Raw genomic sequence first — 17,383 nt, forward strand, 5'->3', positions numbered from 1 at the left:
TACATCTCTCGCCACAGAACAAGTTGCCGTCTATCTAATCAGACGACTCACTTACATTCGTCGAGAGTTTTCATGACAACCCTGCCGATTATTCAAAGCACGTCCTTGCCCACACTGCGCCCGAAGCATACGGGTGAAACCATTTCCAGACGCAATGTAATGGCGAGCACGGACGGTGACGGCTCGACACATGCCTTTAATTGGGCGAGCACTAACAGCACTGAAGAGGCTGACAAACGGCTGGCCCAGCTTTATCGTGCAGTTTTATTGCGCTATGCGAATAGTGAGTCCGGCATTGAACCCTTTAACGAGGTGATTCGCGATATCCCGGAACATTCAGCATTCGGCAAGTGGCGTTCTTTAATAGGAAAAATATTAAATACTCCTGATGTCATCCAGTGGGCCGCAAAAAACAAAGTCGACCTCTCGAACAAGATAACCATTTCTCCAGAAGATAAATGCATTGTCGCCATGGTCTCAGGGAAGGCGGTTCACTTCCCTTTTGCCAACTTTCAAGCCTTCCCGCTTCTCCTGAAGGTCGCTGAAGCCTTAAGTCCCACGTCCGACACCACCTACAATCCAAAATCCGCGTCTTTGAGCGATATCGCGAAATTTTATGGCATCACGGTGCCTCAACAGGACGCGACCAACACCCTTAAAGACAGAGTTCGGACGCAGGCGGCCAACTTGGAGGACGGCACTGCCTTCAGCGGCTTCAGTCAACGTGGCTCACGTTCTGACGCCGAACTTAAGTTAAACCTGAATCAACTCGCCGACCTGAATAATAAACAGGAAGTGACTCGGCTCTTGAACACATTCCCGAAAGACGGCTCGCAAGCACTGGGCGACTTTCTGGAAACGACAACTTTCAGCAGACATTCAGCATCGGAGCATGGTCAGGTCGAATCAACGAGCTCAGCGAGGACTGTGAGCCTTAAACACTACATCAGCGATCAGAACTGGCAATTACCCAGCACTGCTGAAGAGCTGGAACACCTGTTGATCGCGCTGTCGACTCCTAAGCCAAGTTCACCCTCGCACGGCGATTTTGGCGGTGCCTTGAGCTGGCCGACGCCTCTAGACAGTGATGCAGCGCGCAATCCCTACATCGTTGTGCTAGGCCGCGTAAAGCCAGGGCCCGGTGGGCTGTTGGGTTATTTGAGCGGCAATCAACGCTGGGAGCCCAGTCAATTGCGTAATCCACGATTCATCATTGGGCAGATACTCGGTTCCTCTAAAGCGAAAGAACTGGGCGAAGGGTTACAGATAACCTGTTGGGGAGCATCGACGCCTACCAGTGCCAACGATTACCTGTTGGCTGCTATCCATGCAGCCTTTGAAGTAAAACTTGTACCCTCAAGAACGTCAGTGTCGGGGTTTGAGCTAGCCCAACCAGGCAACTCGGGCCTTACGGCCTCCGCTATCGTTAAACGACTTGCGGACCATTTGCTTGGGGCAACCAGTGGCACCGGCCATTCGAGAGTCACGCGCGAAATGGCCCCGGTCGCTGCGTACCTGCTTCTGTCAAAGCGGGCGCCGGAGTTTTTGATCAAGGACATTCCCGATAGCGTAACGTACGGCTCACAGGCGTGGCTGACGTTAAGCACTGCCGTGGGGCGCATAGAGGCTGAAACGCCTGGCGCCACTTCTATGATGAGCTACGCGGATATCTTGCGTCGGGGCGATGTTGTCCCCCTTACCACTGAGCAACGACAGATAGAGCAGACGACTAAGTTTAAGGCACTCATGGACTGGGGGGTTGCCAATAGCCTCATCACGTTAAGCCCTTCAGATGATTACAGCGCGGGTCAAAGGACGTTGGTGCTGGAGGCGTTTCAGAAACAAATGAAGGAGCTCCTTCAGGCGCTGGAGGCCAAACAATCCCCCCTGCCTATGCGCAAGGACGTCGGAGCAGAGCAGCTCTTTGAGGCGCTTGGTTTTAGCGAGAATCGGCCCTATTTTGAGGCACTTATGGGCAAGCTTGGAATTCCCGGGGCAAGCACGGAGCAATATCGCAGGGAGCATGGAGATAAGGCTGATTTTTATGATTTCATCAATACCAAATTCATAGAACTCGCCATCCCCCATAAAGATTTTCCGGGGCCGTACTCGCTATTGGATTTACATATTTCAAAGCGAATATTCAACGCACCCTCTGTGAGGCGCGGGAGGGTGGTGCAACAGACCTATAAGAACGAATGGTTCTCAAGTGTGCGCGCCCTGAAGTTCACGGAAATCTTCTCCAAGTCTGCTGGTTTTGCTGACGTCTCGACAGAATATTCAAATAAAATAGAGTCGCACATCGAGAACTTAAAGGCCGGCACTAGAACAACCGTAAAATACCTTATTTCCCGCCTTCCGGCAGATGACTTAAAGTTTATTGATCGAGGAGAAATTGACTTTTACCGTGAGGAACTCATCTACGACCCGAACCCGGGCGGCAGGTATTTGTCTCGACGCCAGCCAGTCAACAACAAACCGTTGGTCGCACGCTGCAAAATCGGATCAGAGGTGAGGTTCTATGAAATAAATCCGCAGAAAGGCTATATAGAGAGGCGAAACGATCTGGAAAATAATTTTTTAGTGGGGCATTCCCAAAGAAAAGATGTTGTTTTAGGCGACGACGCAGACCCTATTGAGGTGGCCCACTATTGCAGGCTGTCAAGCAATCTTAGATATACGACAAAAGTAGCTAACTTCCCCCCTTCTCGCGGTCAAAACGCTCATGACACCTATAATTGCGCACGCACTCGCGCCATCGCCAAGGTTGTAACGGATAACGTGTATTCCGGTGTTTCAGAGAAACTCAGGGCTTACTCAAAAGGTGCTACGACATTCGAGAGCGAAGTTCCAGAATATGTCCTATACCGCGAGTTCCTGCTGAATTTAATCCCTTTGCGCTCAGCAATTGTGAGTTTTTCAAAAGGCGACTTTGCATCCGGTATAGGTGACCTAACCCTGGATATTCTAGGGTTCGTAACCGCGGGCGCCTCCGTTGCAGCAAAAGTTGCAAAGAATGGAGCAATCGCTGCCAGGGCCCTGTCCCTGGTTAAAATTGTAGGGCGGGCAGCCGTGAGCATGCTCAACCCTTTGGATGGCATTGGCGACCTGGTCAAAGGCGGGGCGAAGCTGGCGGGTACAGGCATCAACAAAGTGACCAAAGGCGTAAGACGGCTCAGGGGGGCCGCAGCCAGTTATGACCTTACATCAGCCAGCGCGCGTTTTGGTGAGGCCTCGTCAGGCACCTTCAAGTCAAATGGGAAAATCTTGGAATCGGCCGCCGTTACGCAAAACGGAAAATGGTATCGCTATGACTCCATTGCACGGCAACCCTATGGAGCGCCTCTGAATGATTTTCTCCCTGCCGTCAGCGCCAATCCCCGTGGGTTGGGGAAATGGAAGACCCTGTCTGCTCCGCAGTCAGCGGAATCCATAGCCAACAAGAGAAAATGGCAGCAGTTGCTTGAGGATACAAAAAGTGGGCCGGACAAGGCGGCTTTTGAAAACGGGTACAACACCGGCAGCCCTTCCGATATTGCGGGCTATTCGTCGAAAATGATGTCCGATCAGGTCATATCGCTGGCTATCAACAAAACCACGCTGACGCCACAAGAGCTGGGCACACTTGCTCGACAGAGCGAACGGCTGGCTGTCCAACATGGCTTGAACAGCGCCAGCCGGTTTTCCGAAAACGTCAGTTCCGTCGGCGCGACGCTGATTCCCTGTCCGCAGGTGGTGTACCTCAGCCAGGTCAGTCCCCTTAGCCAAGGCCAGTGCGCAGCGCTTTCACATGCCATGGCTGAAGCCATCAAGGATGGCAAGGAAATGAAGCTGATCGGAAACCTGTTCGAGGCAGCTGCCAATCCGGCGACGCCGGCATCACGCAAATTTGTGGATGCATTGAACGATACCCAAAAGCAAGTCACGAGTCAGACCTTGTTTCACGGAACGGCAAATCCTCGAATAATCTCTTATTTGGATATTGTTCCAGAGTTGACCGACGCGACCAAAACCAAATTCCTGATGCTAAGCACACCCGATCACGCAATTACGGCCGGCGTACGGGTCACTGGCGCCAAGAAAGAATTTTTTCTGTTTGATGCCAACTACGGTCTGGTGCCCTTCCCAGATGCCGATACGATGAAGCGTGGTTTGACCAAAATATTCACCGATAAAAAACTGCCGGTTCAATACGCCACCCATAGCACCAACCCGAACAAACTCGAATTCAAGGTGTCGGTGCAAGACCCTTCATGGGCTACCAAAGCAAGCGTCAACAAGCAGTCGGTGACCGACTTGTACGCAGACTCTCTATTTCCCACACCCAAGCCGCGCCCTAACGTTCAGCCTGCGGCCCCCGTCGCGGCACCGACAGCCAGCAAACCCGAATCCATGTTCGTCCCCGAGTTCGATTCGGCAACGGTTCGAGACACCAGCACGGTGCTCAACACCCGCGGTATCAGTGACTGTTCGGCGATCGTGATCCTTTCGGATCTCAAGGAAGGCATCTACCAGAAACGGACCCTGATGCACCTGCGCGGCAGCGCGCTGAACGATCTGCAAGCCAACGCATTGAAAGACGCACAAACTGCGTTTGGAGACGGCGGCGCCAAACTCATCCTCGTTGGCGGCGACAACACCAGGAGCGCCTATGGACTCTCATCGGTACTCCGTCAGGAGCACAAGGGCCAAACGTTGCTGCGGGACCTTGCGACCCGGCATCCGGACTCGATCTCCATCACTACTGCCAGTGGCATTGATGTGCACCCTGACGGGACATTCAAGCTGATTGAGGGCAACCATCCGGTGAAGCAATTTACTGCAGGCGAGAAGCGTGAGGTATTTAATTTGATCGACTGAAGGTGGTCTTGCCGGCCAGAGATATCTCTGCGCCGGCCCTTTCGTTTCAAGCCAGCAGGCGTTGGATATGTTCCTGCAGCGTATCCAGATCAAACGGCTTGGCCAGGATCGGTGCATTGCGCGTGATCGGACTGTTGCAATCGAGGATTTCCTGAGGGTAACCGCTGATAAAGATGACCTTCAATTCCGGCCGCAACTGGATCGCAGGTTCCGCAATCTGCACACCGGATATTCCACCCGGCAGCCGATAGTCGGTGACCATCAGGTCCAGGTGCGGTTTGGTCGCCAGAATCTCAAACGCTTCCTTGCCGTTGATCGCCTTCAACACCCGATAACCGAGGCCTGCCAGGTATTCGCCCAGCACAAACATAATGGATTCGTCGTCTTCGACAATCAGTACGACATCTTGTGCATCTTCACTCATGGGAAGCCTTTGTCCGGTCAGTTGCTGCATGTACGACCATAGGGTCACGCAGAAGGTTGCGTCGAAGTGACGATTGATTTCACGCCGACGTATCGAGGGGCAGGCACACCCGAAACAGCGCGCCCTCGCCTATCTGGCTTTCGACCTCGATGGTGCCACCATGGGCGGCAACGATCTGCTCGGAAATAAACAGTCCAAGGCCAAGACCCGCTGCTACCTGGCTGGCGGACACGCGCTCGAACTGCTGGAAGATACGCTTCTGGTTCTCTTCGCTGATGCCGATACCGTGATCACGCACCTCGACCCGTGCTTCGCCGTGCTCACTGTAGACCCGCACTTCAACCGGGCTCTTGGCCCCGTAGCGCAGGGCGTTGGTCAGCAGGTTGGTGACCACCTGTTCGATGCGGAACTCGTCCCAGCTGCCTTCGACGGGCTCGTCTGCAACCAATTGCATCGACGAATCGGCGGCCGCCACTTGCGGCGCAAAGTTTTCCACCAGGTTGCTGACCAGTTGTGCGAGGTCAAACCGCGCCGGGCGTATCGATAACTTGCCGGTACGGATACGCGACACGTCGAGCATGTCTTCGATCAAGCGAATCAGGCTTTTGATCTGTCGCTCATCGCGGTCGACCATCGCGTGCATCTTGTCCAGGGTGAAGGCGGCGGCGTTGTCCCGGGCCAGGTGCATCTTGCGCAGTTGGGTTTCCAGGATCAGCCCGTTGAGGGGCGTACGCACTTCGTGAGCGACGATTGACATGAAGTCGTCACGCATGCGCACGGCCTGCTCCAGCTCGGCTTGGGTGGCCTGCAGGCGGTTCAGCAGCAACTCCTGCTCGCGGCGGCTGCGCTCCAGGGCTTCGACCTGTTGCTTCATGGCCTTGCTCTGGCGATAGAGGTCGACAAACACATTGACCTTGCTCTTCACCGCGTGGATATCCAACGGTTTGTGCAGGAAATCCACGGCGCCGCTTTCGTAGCCCTTGAAGGCGTAGTTGAGTTCGCGGCCAGCAGCGCTGACGAACACAATCGGGATGTTCTTGGTTTTTTCGGTGCCGCGCATAAGCTCGGCCAGTTCGAAACCGTTCATGCCGGGCATCTGCACGTCGAGAATCGCCATGGCGAATTCGTGCTCCAGCAACAGGGACAAGGCTTCATCGGCGCTCAATGCCTTGAAGACCTGGCGATCCTCACGCTTGATCAGCGCTTCGAGGGCCAGCAGGTTCTCCGGCAGATCGTCAACGATCAGCAGTTTGGCCTGGACAGTACTTAACATGGGGAAGATTCCAGCGAAGCCAGTAACGAGCCGATTTGGCTCAGCGTAAGAATATGGTCGGGGGTATGCAGGGCCAGCGCCGCACGGGGCATTACGGAGATGCGCGCCTCGGCCGGGTCTTGCACGACGGTGATGCCACCGGAGCGCTTGACGTGGGCCAGACCACGCGCGCCGTCCTGGTTGGCGCCGGTCAGCAGAATCGCCAGCAGATTTTTGCCGTAGGCATCGGCGGCCGACGCGAACAGGTAATCGATGGCGGGTCGGGAATGATGCACGCGGTCCTCCTGGCTCAGGGACAGGCTGTAATCAAGCTCCACCGAGAGGTGATAACCAGGGCCAGCGAAATAGAGAGCGCCTGCCTTGATCTGCTCTTTGTCACGCGCCTCATGCACCGGGATACGCAGGCGTCGGGCAAACACTTCGGCCAACTGGCTGCGACGCTCATCCGGCAGGTGCAGCACCGCAATGATGGGCAAGCCAAAGCCCTCAGGCAGCTCGCCAAAAATACTCAGCAATGCCTCCACACCGCCGGCAGACGCGCCGACGACAATGGCTTCAATCCCGCGAATCGGGCTGGCTGGCGCTTCGTTCATGATTTGCGGTAGATCCGTTCCTGCTTGACCAAGGGTTCGAATTGCTTGCTGTAGGCCGAAAAATCCAGGGTTTCCTTGCTGCCCAGCACCAGAAAGCCGCGATGGCACAGCGACTCGTGAAACAATCCAAACGCCCTGTCCTGCAGCTTTTTATTGAAATAAATCAGTACGTTACGGCACGAAATTAATTGAGTTTCTGAGAATACACTATCGGTCGCCAAGCTGTGATCGGCAAAGGTCACGTTCTCGCGTAGCGTCTTGTCGAAGATGGCGTAATCGTAAGCCGCCGTGTAGTAGTCGGCAAATGAACGTTGCCCACCGGCCTGCTGATAATTGGCGGTGTAGGCGCGCACGTTCTCCAGGGAGAAGATGCCTTGCTTGGCTTTATCGAGCGAGGCCGGGTTGATGTCTGTGGCGTAGATGATCGTGCGTTCCAGCAGGCCCTCTTCGCGCAGCAGGATCGCCATGGAGTAGACCTCCTCCCCCGTGCTGCAACCGGCGATCCAGATCTTGATCGACGGATACGTCTTGAGCAGCGGCACCACTTCCTGGCGGATGGCCAGAAAGTGCGACGGGTCGCGAAACATCTCGCTCACCGGAATCGTCAGGAACTGCAGCAGTTGCATGAACGCCGCCGGATCGTGCAGCACACGCTCCTGCAAGGCCGAGATGGTTGCGCAGTCGAACTGGCGCAGCGCGTGCGCCACGCGGCGTTTGACCGACGCACCGGAGTAGTCGCGAAAGTCATAGCTGTACTTGAGGTAGATCGCCTCAATCAGCAGGCGCAGCTCGATGTCGCTGCTCTTGTCCAAAAAAACGTGCTCCACTTAAATGCGTTCCATCTTCGGTAGCCATACGCGAATCAGTGAGAACAGACGGTCCAGATCGATCGGCTTGGCCAGGTAATCGTTGGAGCCCGCCGCGAGGCAACGCTCCTGATCGTCCTTCATGGCCTTGGCCGTCACCGCGATGATCGGCAGCTTCTTCCAGCGCGGGTCCTGGCGGATCAAGGCGGTGGCCTCGTATCCGTCCATCTCCGGCATCATCACGTCCATCAGCACCAGGTCGATATCGTCGACTTCATTGAGTTTGTCGATGGCTTCGCGGCCGTTACGCCCGATCACCACCACAGCGCCTTTGTGCTCAAGCGCACTGGTGAGGGCGAAAATGTTGCGCACATCGTCGTCCACCAACAGGATTTTGCGCCCCTCGAACACCTTGTCGCGGCTGCGGGCGGTCTTGAGCATCTTCTGACGGTCATGGGACAGCTGGGATTCGACTTTGTGCAGAAAGAGTGTGACTTCGTCCAGCAGGCGCTCCGGCGAGCGTGCGCCCTTGATGATGATCGAGCGCGAGTACTTGCGCAGCTCGGCCTCTTCATCGCGGGTGAGGTTACGCCCGGTGTAGACGATTACCGGCGGGAACGAGCAGATGTCCTCGGTGGCCATGCGCTTGAGCAGCTCATTGCCGAGCATGTCCGGCAGCTTGAGGTCGATGATCATGCAGTCGTAGACGTTGGTGCGCAGCAGGTCCAACGCGGCCTGGGCAAAGCCGACATCGGTGATCTCGATGTCATCGTCGCCGATCAGGCGGGCAATGCTGTCGCGTTGCAGGTCGTCGTCCTCTACCAGGAGGACGCGCTTGACCTTCTGGGTCAGCTTGGCTTCCAGACGTGCAAACACGTCCTTGAGCTCTTCGCGGGTGGTGGGTTTTACCGCATAGCCGATGGCGCCCATATGCATGGCGGCTTCGACGCGGTCTTCCACGGAGATCACATGCACCGGGATATGACGGGTACTGGCGTGCTCCTTGAGGCGTTGCAGCACGGTCAGCCCGGAATGGTCCGGCAGGCGCATGTCCAGCAGTATCGCGTCGGGAATGTACTCCTCGGCCAGGCTGTAGCCTTCATCTGCCCCGTGGGCAACCAGGCAGTGGTAGCCCAGTTCGTGGGCCAGGTCGAACAGGATCCGGGCGAAGTTGGGCTCGTCTTCCACCACCAGGATGCAGCGGGTGGTGAACGGTGCCTTGTCGCGGTCATCGGCAAAGCGCGGGATCAAGTCAGCCTCGGCGACCGGTAGCGGCGACACCTTGATCGGTGTCGGGGCAGGCACTACCACGGCGTGGCGCGGTTGCTCGATCGGCGGCGCGTCGTCGGCACGCTCCAGGTACTGCTCGGGCAATATCAGGGTGAACACGCTGCCCTTGCCCGGTTCGCTGGTCACGCTGATGTAGCCACCTAGCAAGGTTGCCAGGTCGCGGGAAATCGACAGGCCCAGGCCGGTGCCGCCGTAACGGCGGTTGGTGGTGCCGTCGGCCTGGCGGAAGGCTTCGAAGATGCTTTCCTGCTGGTCCGGCGCAATACCGATCCCGGAATCGCGCACGGTAAAGGCAATGCCCTCCTCCGATGCGCGGGACACCGACAGGCTGACCTGACCCTGCTCGGTGAACTTGACCGCGTTGGACAGCAGGTTCTTGAGGATCTGCTCCAGGCGCTGGCGGTCGGTAAACAGCATCGCCGGCGCGTCGGCCTGGACCTCCACCTGGAAGCCCAGTTTGCGGTCCGCAGCCAGGGGTTCGAACATCCCGCGCAGACCGTCGACCAGACGCGCCACGCTGGAGTTTTCCGGGCGCACTTCCAGCTTGCCGGCTTCGACCTTGGAAATATCCAGGATGTCGTTGATCAGGTTGAGCAGGTCATTGCCGGCCGAATAGATCGACTCGGCAAACTTGACCTGTTCGGCACTGAGGTTGTCCTGGGGGTTTTCCGCCAGCAACTTGGCCAGGATCAACGAGCTGTTGAGCGGCGTGCGCAGCTCGTGGGACATGTTGGCGAGGAATTCGGATTTGTACTTGCTGGAACGCTGCAACTCTTCGGCGCGATCTTCCAGTTCCACCTGGGCCTGATTGAGTTCGATGTTCTTGCGGTCCATCGCGTCGCGCTGGTCGGCCAGGGTCTGGGTCTGCTCGGCCAATTGTTCGTTGGTCTGTTCCAGCTCTGCCTGCTGGGTCTCCAGGTGGGCCTGGGATTCCTTGAGGATGCGTGACTGCTCCTCCAGCTCTTCGTTGGCGGTCTTGAGTTCTTCCTGCTGCACTTGCAGCTCTTCGTTGAGCTGCTGGGTCTCGGCCAGTACTTCTTGCAGGCGCTGGCGATAACGCGCGGCCTCGATGGAGGTGCCGATGTTGCCGGCGATCAGCTCCAGCAATTCAATGTCGCGGTCATCCAGCGGGCGCAGGAAGCCGAGTTCGATCACGCCGTTGACGCGGTCGTCATCGCTGGTCGGCATCACCAGCACGCTGCGTGTAGGGCCTTCGCCGAGGCCGGAGCTGACTTTGAAGTAATCCACCGGCACATCATCCAGGCGGATCAGACGCTCCAGTTGCGCGGCCTGCCCAACGATACCTTCGTCGCTGTAGATTGATTGCTCCAGTTGCTCCTGCTCGCGGGAGAAGCCATAAGTGGCCACCCGTTTCAGGCCGCCGTGTTCCTCGCGCACATACAGCGCCGCAACGGCCGAGCCCATGTATTGGGCAAAAAACTGCAGGATATTGCGCCCGAGCATGTTCAGGGTCAGTTGGCCCAGCACTTGTTCGGCCAGTTCAGTCTGCCCGTTGCGCAGCCAGGCCTGCTGTTCGAGGCGGCGTGCAATCTTCTGTTGTGACGCGAGGGTTGTGGCGTAGCTCTCTGACAGAGAAAGCAGATTTTTCCTGCCGATATACGCCAGAAAACCACTCAAGCCGAGTACGAACGTCAGGTACAGGGTGACACTGATTATCGTGGTACGTGTGACGTCCTCATTGCGGGAAAGACGGAACTGTTGCTCCATCGCCACCGCGTCTTCGTATTCCTTGCGGATCTCATCGGTCAGGCGCTTGCCTCGGCCAGCCTTCACAGCGCTGCGGTAATCGCCGCTCTGGCGCTGCATATCAATCATCGACTGGGCGTACTTGTTCCACTCACCCTGCATGGCCTCCAAGCGCTTGAGGCGGTCGACCTGCTGCGGGTTATCCGCCACCAACTCCTGCAAGTTACGCAGGTCGGCAATGATGCGCGGCTTGGCCACTTCGTACGGGTCGAGGAAATGCTCGTCACCGGTGATCAGGAACCCGCGCATGCCGGTTTCCAGGTCAACGGTGAGCTTGGAAGACTCGTTAAGGTTATTGATCACCCGATCGGTGTGCTCCACCCACTTGATCACCGTCAGCAAATAAGTGATCAGGCACACAAAAAACACGGCGCTGAGCACACCCACACCCAGCGGTAATGCCACGTTTCGGCTCAGGAGGGTACGAAAGCTCTTTTCATCGACTGACGACGCGGGAGTCATGGGCATGCCTTGGCCAAGTACGGAAAAACCGGGAGTTTGCCCCAAAATCGCGTCAGACGGCTACGTTTCTGATCAGTCTTCCCTGTCTCAGCCCACAGAACTATGCCCTGAATAAGATTCTCGACATATTCGGATCAGGTTCACCCGGAACGTTTCGGTTTGGCCCCGGCACTCAATTCACGAATGCCTTGGGTTCAAGGAGGTACCTCAAGGACAGCAGTCGCCCTTAATTATCAAAGGTAATCTCTATGCTTGGCGCACTGAACCCAGATCCCACGCAAACCATCCGTCATGCCAATCCTGCAAAGCCCGTCCAGGTAGAAAGTGTCGGCACTGCCAAGCCGGCAGACAGTCAGCGCAGCGCCGCGGCGCCGCTGGGTGGTACGGATAACGGCACACCCTACGCACCAGAAGCCCGGATGCAGGGGAATGCTAAAAACTGGAAAAATCTGGCACAGCAGCTCATGAATGCCGCTCAAAACCTGAGCGAAAACGCGACACCCCAAGCGGTGCTGGCACACTTGAAAAACGCCCATACCGCCATTGATCCACGCGCCGCCGGCATGCCGGATAGCGTGTCCGTCAGCCTGGAAGACTTTATCAACCATCATGGTTTGCCAATCCCTCAAACCCGATCCGATGTGATTCACCTGATGGACGCGGCACAAGCGCGAGCACTGGAGTCGCCGATGGGCGCATTGGGAGGCGCGTTAGACTGGCCTCTGCCCCTGTCCCGAGAACAACAAATCAAAATCAGGAGTATCGTCGAAGCCAGCATTTTGCGCAGTCATCGGCTAGCAGACCCAGACTCGGTACGGCTGGAGCTGTCCAAAGGGACGCTGGGGGTGCTGATCAAAGCCAGCAGCCTGTCGGATACACAACTGCAAGAACCAGCCAAGGCGCTCGACATCCTGCTCAGTTCGCCCAAAGCCCAGGCATTGGGGCTGTATCTGCAAAGCTTACTCGGTGGTATCGACACGCATACCAGCCGCAGCGACTACCTGTTGGCGGCTCTTCAAATCAGCCTGGATCGCGAAACCGTCCAGCAACCTGTCAGGAATACACTCGCCAAATTTGATTTGGCACAGGAAAAGCATTGGGGCATGCCGCCGTCGGATGTGGTCAGCAGCCTGAGTCGTCATCTGGTCAGTCGTGGCCGTGCCACAGACGTCACGGCCAAACTGGCAACGCACATACTGCTGACGCGGACGGCGCCTCAATTTCTGGTCAAGGAGATCCCCGCCAGCGTGGTAGTAGGCAGTCAAGCCTGGGCCGTTTTTTGCATTGCAGCGGCTAAAGTCGAGGCCCATGCGCCCGGCACGGTTGCTCAGATGAGTTACGGTCAGGTCATGAGTGCTGCACAGGCGTTGAATGGCGCCCCGGAAAACGCCACAAAGGCAATAATGTTGGACTGGGGCGTGGCCAACGGCATTGTGGTGAAGAAAGATGATGCGCTCTATGGCCCGGAGGAAGTGGATCGCATCCGCATCGCGTTCAACCAGCAAATGAACGCGAAAATCGCCGCGTCTCAGAGTCTTGATGCCCAGATTCCAAGTAAAAAAGCCATTGCCCTGGAAAAGCTCAAGGAACATTTTGGCAGTGATGTGCCGTTTGAAGTGAAATGCCTTTCAACCGTCACCCAGAATGAGGCGCTTCAATTGGATGGGAAGCACTCGATGCTGGATATGGCCATGATGGGGATGAGCGTCAATTGGAAGAGCGACGATGATCGAATTCCCATCGATGCGATTAACCAACAGCCAAGGCTCAATGTAAACGGCGTGTTTTTAAAACAGTACGAACAGGCAGTCGAATCGCTGAAAAAAGGGATCGATACCCACGTTAAACATCTGGTTTGCGAACTCCCGCTGGAGGATCGAAAAAATCTCGAATTCGGCAAAATCGATTTCTATCAGTTCAAGCAATACAAAATTGGCATGGGGTTTATAAACCCTCCTACGTTCCAGTCCAACTTGAACGAACTCCTGGTCAGAACTGAACGGGAGGTGGACGGAAAGCCTGAGGTTTGCGTGTATAAGATCGACATCAGAAATAAGCGCATCGTCAAGCAACCCAGTGAGTCACTTATCACGCGAGGGGGGTGGGTTAACGCCAATATCGAGACAAAGATTGAACCGTTCACGCCTAAAAACCATGATGCCGAAGGCATGGAAAAGAAACCTGCAGGCAGCTCGCTTGTCCCCTCAAGCTTTACCTCGTCCCGCACACAGTTCCTCGCCGATGCTTTCTCCGAGCATCTGGATATCGACAGTCAAGCTAAATGGAGGCAGGCCAGCGGAACCACTACCTTAGATGAACAAAAAGAGCGCAAAGAGCAGGTCAGGCAGTTTTTTCTCAATCTGATCCCCTTGAGATCGGCCATAGTCAATTTTCGCGACGGTGACTATGAGGCAGGGCTTATGGACCTCGGGCTCGATGCCCTCGGCCTTCTGACGGCTGGAGCCGCCACCGGCGCAAAGGTCGCCAAGGTTGCTTCAACCAGCGCTTCTGCCGCCGTCAAAGCACTCAAGACAGCAAAAATCATCGGTGGCGGAGTCATCAGCGCGCTCAACCCTTTGAGCGGCGCCAAGGGCCTAGCGACAGGCTCGGTCAAACTGGCCACACAAGGCGCCAGACTGGTCGGCAACTCGGGTCAATGGCTGATCAACAAGGTACGCGGCGCATCGGGAAGCTATGACCTGTTAAAAGCCGCCAGCAAGGAATACGGTCCAACGTTGGTAGGTTCGTTTAAAGTCGCAGGGAACAGTACCGAAGGCGTTGCCGTCTTGAAAAACGATAACTGGTACAGCTTCGATCCCATCCGAAACACCCCCTACGGCTCGCCCCTTGAAGATTTCACGCCCCTGCGTGGCGGCCTGTTCGACAATGTCGTGGACGCCAACCTTGAGAGCGTACACACGAATATCGTTAAGGCACGAACCCCCAACAAGCTTGTGGAATTCAATCAGGGTTACCAAACGGGATCACTTGATGAGTTGTCGGATTACGCTGGCGAAAACGAATTTGAGAAATTGGTCGCACTGGCGGCGAAACCTGAGCGGACCCCGAAAGAAATGGGGGTGCTGAGCAGAGTGATCAAAGAGAAAAGAATCGAGCACGGCACCTACTTCACATCCCTTCTGGCGAACGACGTCGCTGGGCCTGGCGTCTCCATAGACCGTTTTTCCCAATCTTCTTACCTCGCCCGTGTTGATTTGACGTCAAAGGGCGACTGTGCGGGGATGGTGAATGCGATGGCGCTCGCCCTTCACAGGGGAGACGAGACAGTATTCCTCGAAAACATGCGCAGGGCCTCCACTACGCCATTGCCCACCGCGCAGCACAATACATTCAATCAGCATTTAAAGACCCTGCAGGCGTCGGTAAACCAGAAGGACACGTTCCATATCGGCACCGCCCCCTCGCTAATGAGCCCCCCCCGTATTATCGACGAATTGAGCCGAGCCAATAGCTCAAAATATTTGAGAATCAGCACGCGCGATCACGCCCTGCTGGCAGGGGTCAGAATCAACGCGGGTAAAAAAGAGTGGTTTTTCTTCGAGCCCAATGGCGGGCTGGTCAAGTTTGACAACCTGCAGTCCATGCAGGCGGGCCTGGAGAAGGTGCTGAACAGCGGGTCAGTCGCCCAAACGTTAAACCCGAGAATTACCCAGCAAGGCCTGCGTGAGTTTCACGTGAGTCCGTTCCACCCCAATGACATCGTCACGGACAGAGTTGACAGTTTTGCTGTTTCAGTATTGGTATCCGAGCCGTTGCCCGCCTGACGGCAGGCCAAGGGCGTTTGGAGGCACCGCCCTTGGCCTATTTTCCAAGTTATGCGTAACGGGACATTTTTCTCCATTCCCGTCACAATGCCTCGGCCAACGGAACTTGCCGAGATTGACGCGACTCATTAGAGAATGGTCTTTCAACCGCCAAAGACCTGCCTGTCCATTTCTCGGGAATTTTGATTATGTCCGCTACAGCCTCCACAATCCTTGTCGTCGAAGACGATGCCATCGTGCGCATGCTGATCGTCGATGTACTTGAGGAGCTGGAGTTCACGGTGCTTGAAGCGGCCGATGCCGAAGAGGCGCTCAACACGGTTCAAGACGGCGACAAGGTGATTGACCTGATGATGACCGACGTTGGCCTGCCGGACATGGACGGCAAGCAACTGGCAACGAAAGTCCGTGAGCTGCGACCCTCGCTGCCGATCCTGTTTGCCAGCGGCTACGCAGAAAACATTGACGTGCCCGCAGGTATGCAAGTGATTGCCAAACCGTTCTCGATCGACCAACTGCGCGACAAAGTCAAATCAATGCTGCCCGACGCCTGATTCCGTCGCCAGCGGTATAACGTGACCTGCGTCATTTTTGCAGGGATTAACGTGACGTTCAGGAAATAAAACCGGAAACTCGCAGCCTTCACTCCCCGTCACTCAAAGCCCCCTGTAAGGACGCAACAACATGATTGGAAAACCGACGCGCCTGCTGTTGGCGAGCCTCTCGATACTCATGAGTACCGGCGCCTGGGCCGATTTCACCGCGACCCCGAGCGAAGCGCGGGCCATCGCCAAGGAAGCCTACCTGTATGGCTACCCGGTGGTGCAGATGTACAAGACGCTCTACACCCAGGCCGTTGATAAAGGCGGCGCCAACTTCAAGGCACCGTTCAACCGGATCGGCAACACCGCCCAGGTGTTTACGCCCAAGGACACGGCGATCTTGACCCCGAACGCCGACACGCCCTATTCCTTTGTATGGATGGACCTGCGCAGCGAGCCGTTGGTGCTCACGTTGCCGAAGATCGAAGATAACCGTTACTACTCGGTGCAGTTGATCGACCTCTATACGCAGAACATCGCCTACCTGGGCACCCGCAGCACCGGCAACAATGGCGGCCACTACATGATTGCCGGCCCGGACTGGAAAGGTCAGCAACCGGTCGACGTGGACCGCGTGGTGTACAGCGAAAGCAACATCGCCTATGCCCTGTATCGCACGCAGTTGTTCGATGAAAAAGACCTGAACAAGGTCAAGCAGATCCAGAACGGCTACAAAGTGCAGACGCTGAGCAGCTACGTGAAACAAGCCGCGCCGGCCAAGGCGCCGAAGGTCGAGTGGCCCAAGCCCACCGCGACCATGGCCGAAGGCCCGCAACTGTTTCGCTACCTGAACTTCATGTTGGCCTTCGCCGCACCCCAGGACAGTGAAAAAGACCTGCTGGCGCGCTTTGCCACAATCGGCATCGCCCCCGGTGCGCCCTTCAAGTTCAACCAGTTGACGACCGAGCAGCGCAAGGCCCTGGAAGATGGCATCAGCGATGCCCGCGCCGAGTTTGCAACGTTCAAGAAGGACAAGCTCGACACCCACCAAGTGCCCAGCGGTGAGCTGTTCGGCAGCCGCGACCACCTGCAAAACAACTACCTGTACCGCTACGCCGGTGCGGACATGGGCATCTTCGGCAACTCCAGCGACGAGGCCGCGTACCTCAGTTATTTCGTCGACAGCGAGGGCAAGCCGGCCAACGGTGCGCGTCACAGTTACACCGTGCATTTTGCCAAGGACCAGTTGCCTCCGGCCGATGCGTTCTGGTCCCTGACCCTGTACGACGCCAAGACCAAGCTGCTGGTGCCCAATCACAAGAAACGCTACCTGATCAACTCGCGCATGCTGGGTGACCTCAAGCGCGACGCCGACGGCGGCGTGACCCTGGCGTTGCAGCACCATGAGCCACCGAAAGCCGAACAGAGCAACTGGTTGCCGGCGCCGCCCGGCCCGTTTTTCGCTGTCCTGCGGATTTACCTGCCCAAGCCTGAGGTGGGTAGCGGTCAATGGAAGCTGCCGCCACTGACACCGCTCAAGTAACACCACGCGCCCGGTCGCAACAGGGTCAGACCGGGCGC

The 17,383-nt window shown here is 56.5% G+C and carries 9 protein-coding genes; 4 read left to right on the plus strand and 5 right to left on the minus strand.

Going from position 1 to position 17,383, the window contains the following annotated elements; all coding sequences use genetic code 11:
• The first annotated feature begins 72 nt into the window (after positions 1–72).
• On the plus strand, positions 73–4,860 hold the full coding sequence (locus tag DNK50_RS16925; protein WP_162633382.1) for a hypothetical protein: 4,788 nt from the start codon (positions 73–75) through the stop codon (positions 4,858–4,860).
• Positions 4,861–4,906: 46 nt separating this feature from the next.
• Here DNK50_RS16925 and DNK50_RS16930 read toward each other — a convergent pair whose 3' ends face one another.
• The 5 genes from DNK50_RS16930 to DNK50_RS16950 all read right to left on the minus strand — a co-directional run bounded on the left by DNK50_RS16930 (position 4,907) and on the right by DNK50_RS16950 (position 11,475).
• Positions 4,907–5,284 (minus strand): response regulator, encoded by a 378-nt coding sequence (locus DNK50_RS16930; protein WP_112195288.1) that lies wholly within the window; start codon positions 5,282–5,284, stop codon positions 4,907–4,909.
• Between the two features lie 79 nt (positions 5,285–5,363).
• Entirely contained in the window at positions 5,364–6,557 is a 1,194-nt protein-coding gene (locus DNK50_RS16935; RefSeq protein ID WP_099583006.1) for a hybrid sensor histidine kinase/response regulator, read from the minus strand.
• Positions 6,551–7,150 carry a chemotaxis protein CheB gene (locus DNK50_RS16940; protein WP_099583007.1) on the minus strand — a complete coding sequence of 200 codons (600 nt, stop codon included), beginning with the start codon at positions 7,148–7,150 and terminating at the stop codon, positions 6,551–6,553. Before DNK50_RS16940 ends, DNK50_RS16935 begins: the two co-directional genes overlap by 7 nt.
• Positions 7,147–7,977: a protein-glutamate O-methyltransferase CheR gene (locus tag DNK50_RS16945; protein WP_224793894.1), complete on the minus strand. Its 831-nt coding sequence runs from the start codon at positions 7,975–7,977 to the stop codon at positions 7,147–7,149. Before DNK50_RS16945 ends, DNK50_RS16940 begins: the two co-directional genes overlap by 4 nt.
• The gene (locus DNK50_RS16950) at positions 7,978–11,475 is read right to left on the minus strand and encodes a response regulator (protein WP_112195290.1); all 3,498 of its coding nucleotides are present in this window, start codon (positions 11,473–11,475) and stop codon (positions 7,978–7,980) included.
• 248 nt (positions 11,476–11,723) lie between these two features.
• On the opposite strand from DNK50_RS16950, the gene DNK50_RS16955 reads away from it, so the two are divergent.
• The 3 genes from DNK50_RS16955 (at position 11,724) to DNK50_RS16965 (ending at position 17,345) form a co-directional block, all read left to right on the plus strand.
• On the plus strand, positions 11,724–15,260 hold the full coding sequence (locus tag DNK50_RS16955; protein ID WP_112195292.1) for a hypothetical protein: 3,537 nt from the start codon (positions 11,724–11,726) through the stop codon (positions 15,258–15,260).
• Between the two features lie 188 nt (positions 15,261–15,448).
• Positions 15,449–15,814 carry a response regulator gene (locus DNK50_RS16960; RefSeq protein ID WP_112195294.1) on the plus strand — a complete coding sequence of 122 codons (366 nt, stop codon included), beginning with the start codon at positions 15,449–15,451 and terminating at the stop codon, positions 15,812–15,814.
• Positions 15,815–15,944: 130 nt separating this feature from the next.
• Complete coding sequence (locus DNK50_RS16965) at positions 15,945–17,345, plus strand: DUF1254 domain-containing protein (protein WP_112195296.1); 1,401 nt, start codon at positions 15,945–15,947, stop codon at positions 17,343–17,345.
• Positions 17,346–17,383: the final 38 nt, after the last annotated feature.

Source organism: Pseudomonas sp. LG1E9, from assembly GCF_003290225.1.
In the GTDB taxonomy this organism is placed as follows: Bacteria; Pseudomonadota; Gammaproteobacteria; order Pseudomonadales; family Pseudomonadaceae; genus Aquipseudomonas; species Aquipseudomonas cyclaminis.